1 protein-coding gene is annotated in these 3,517 nt (G+C 56.6%); it reads left to right on the plus strand.

Going from position 1 to position 3,517, the window contains the following annotated elements:
• A partial coding sequence (locus tag ACIQ67_RS20935; RefSeq protein ID WP_397536305.1) for a peroxidase family protein occupies positions 1-3,517 on the plus strand: 3,517 nt, incomplete at both ends.

The following is a 3,517-nucleotide window of genomic DNA, read 5'->3' on the forward strand; positions in this document are numbered from 1 at the left end:
TATGGTTCCAATGAATCGACCCAGGTCTTCCTGCGTGAATATAAGCTGGTCGACGGCAAGCCTGTTGCAACTGGCTGGATGCTCGAAGCCCCCAATGGCGGTCCGCCGACCTGGGCCGACATCAAGTTGCAGGCGCGCGACATCCTCGGCATCGAAATGAACGACATGGACGTGCATCGCGTTCCGCTGCTTGCCACCGATCTTTATGGTAATTTCATCCCCGGCGCGAACGGCTTCCCCCAGCTCGTATCCGGAACCAATCTCCCCACCGATCTGGTTGAAGGCAATCCGGCTGCACCCGTTTCGACAGCCCTGGCCCTTGCCACCGGTCATGTGTTCCTTGCCGATATCGCGCACAATGCTGAACCCAAAGCCGGTCAGACTGCCGACGAAGATCTGATTTCGGGCAACGCCATTGCTGTCGACGAACGCGGTAACCGCAGCGAATATGACAATGAATTGCTCGACGCACATTATGTCGTCGGTGACGGTCGTGGTAACGAAAACATTGCACTCACCGCGATCCACCATGTGTTCCATTCCGAACACAATCATCGCGTTGATCAGATGAAGGAAGAAATCCTTGCCAATGGCGACATTCGTTTCCTGAACGAATGGCTCAATGTCGCAGTTGACGCGATGCCCGCCGATGTGACCACGCTGCAATGGAATGGCGAGCGCCTTTTCCAGGCCGCGCGCTGGTCCACCGAACAGGTCTATCAGCATCTGGTCTTTGAAGAATTCGCACGCCTTGTCAGCCCCAATATCGATCCGTTCCTTGTCTCGAACACTGTCGATATCGATCCGGCAATCACGGCTGAATTCGCCCATGCCGTTTATCGGTTCGGCCATTCGCAGTTGAATGAAACGGTCGATATCCTTGGGGCTGACGGCCAGACCAACACCAGCATGACGCTGGTCGAAGCCTTCCTCAACCCGGGAGCCTTTGCTGGTGCCGGCGCAACGATAGAGGAAGCAGCGGGCGCCATCTTCCGCGGCATGACGCGCCAGGTTGGCAATGAAATCGACGAATTCGTCACCGATGCATTGCGTAACGATCTGGTCGGCCTGCCGCTCGATCTTGCAACGCTCAATATCGCCCGTGGTCGTGAGACTGGCACGGCGTCGCTGAACCTCGTCCGCGCTGATTTCTATGCCCAGACTGGCGATACCCAGTTGAAACCTTATGACAGCTGGTATGATTTCGCTTTGGCGATCAAGAACCCCGCGTCGGTGATCAACTTCATTGCAGCCTATGGTCAGCATGAAACGATCCTGGCGGCGACCACTGTTGAAGAAAAGCGTGACGCAGCCTTTGCACTGGTCCTTGGCGGACCCGGCGCTCCGGCTGACCGCATCGAGTACCTGACCAGCACGGGCACATGGAATGCAGCGAATAGCGGCCTGAACGCCATCGATTTTTGGATTGGCGGCCTCGCCGAAAAGAAAATGGCCTTTGGTGGCCTGTTGGGCAGCACTTTCAACTTCGTTTTCGAAGTGCAGATGGAAAATCTGCAGGCAGGCGACCGCTTCTATTATCTCAGCCGGTCGCAGGGTCTGAACATGCTCACCCAGCTGGAAGGTGATAGCTGGGCCAAGCTTGCCATGCGCAACACCGATCTGGGTAATGATGGCAGCACGCACTTGCCCAGCTCAATGTTCCTGACCGCGTCTTACATCTTGGAGCTCAATCAGAGCGTTCAGGGCATGGCTGATCCGGTTCATGACAATATGATCCTGCAGGCGATCAGCCCGATGGTCATGCGCAAGGATACCAATGGCGATGGCGTCGATGATTATCTGCGTTACAATGGCGTCGACCATGTCGTCCTCGGCGGAACCGTCGGCAATGACACGCTGATCGGCGGCGAAGGCGATGACACCCTGTGGGGTGGCAAAGGCGATGACAATCTCGAAGGTGGTCAGGGCGTCGATCACATCTCTGGCGGTTATGGCGACGATGTCATCACCGACGGCGGCGTCCCCGTCGGGGCAGGCGACGTCTTGAACGGCGAAGAAGGCCATGACGTGATCAGCGCCGGTGAAGGCCTTGACCTGATCTTCGGCGGTAGCGGTCAGGATTTCATCCTTGGCGGCCGCGACATGAAGAACATCAGGTCAGGCGAAGACAATGACTTTGTCGTAGGCGGCAATGACGCAAGCGTAGTCCTCGGCAATGAGGGCGATGATTGGCTCGAAGGCGGCGACGGCCTTGACGATATGGCTGGCGATAATGCGGAACTGTTCGTGGACAGTCGTATCATCGGCCATGACGTCCTCAACGGCCGCCGCAACGATAGCGTTTACATGGGCGAATCCGGCGACGATATCATGTTTCAGGGCCTTGGCCAGCAGCGCAGCGAAGGCATGGCCGGGTTTGACTGGGCGATCAACAAAGACAATCCGGTCGGCGCCGTTTCGGACCTCGGCGTGCCGATTTTCACAAACGTTGCAGACGAAGCGCTTGCTGACCGTTTCGACAATGTCGAAGGTCTTTCGGGCTGGAAACTGGATGACATGCTGAGCGGCCGCGAGGACGGAACCGGTCTGCCTGACGCCGCGATCGTGTTTGATGCAGCTACATCGTTCCTGTCCTATTCGAATGCACTGACGGCGGAAGGCGTTGCCCGCATCGACGGACTGGCCGATCTGGTAAGCCATCTTGGCCGTGAAACGATTACCTCTGCAAGCGGTGAGCAGCATGAAGTGGTTGTGTTCAACCAGGCTGATCTGGTGCGCAATCTTGATGGCGTTGCAACCGACATTGTCAACCAGCCGCACGACATCATCCTTGGCGGTGGCGGTAACGACCGGATCCAAGGCATGGCCGGCGATGACATCATCGATGGCGACCGTTGGCTGAATGTCCGCATCTCGATCAACGATGCCAATGGTGTTTCGATTGCTACGGCAGAACATATGACCAGCCAGGTCTGGGATCTGCAGGGCAATGTGCTCCATGGTGGTCGTAAGCTCGATCAGTTGATGCTCGATCGCACGATCAACCCCGGCCAGTTGTCGATCGTTCGCGAAATCCTCGATGGCGGCGTGGCGGGTGATTTGGATACAGCAGTCTATCGCGGTCAGTTGAGCGACTATACATTTGTTCGCAATGCTGACGGTTCGACAACGGTAACCCATGTGCCCGCGGACAATGTGTTCGACGACGGTAGTGACCGTCTGTTCAACATCGAGAAGCTAACCTTTGCAGATGGCCTTGGCGGCACAGTGACCTATGACATCAATGCCATTGTCCCAGTTGCCGCAACCGGTGAACCGACCATAAGTAATATCACCCCGACCGAGCGTGAGGTGTTGAGCGTTGATCTATCGACGATCGTAGAACTCAACACCATCATCAACCCCACCTATCAGTGGCAGGTTTCATTTGATGGCGGTGCTAGCTGGACGGATATTGTGGGGGCAGTCGATGCCACCTTCACCCCCGGCCAAGATGAGGTTGGTGGCCAGTTGCGTGTCAATGTCGCCTATTTCGACCTGACCGGTTCATTTGAAA

Origin of the sequence: Roseateles sp. (assembly GCF_044373315.1) — a bacterium.
Taxonomy (GTDB): Bacteria; Pseudomonadota; Gammaproteobacteria; order Burkholderiales; family Burkholderiaceae_C; genus JACDQM01.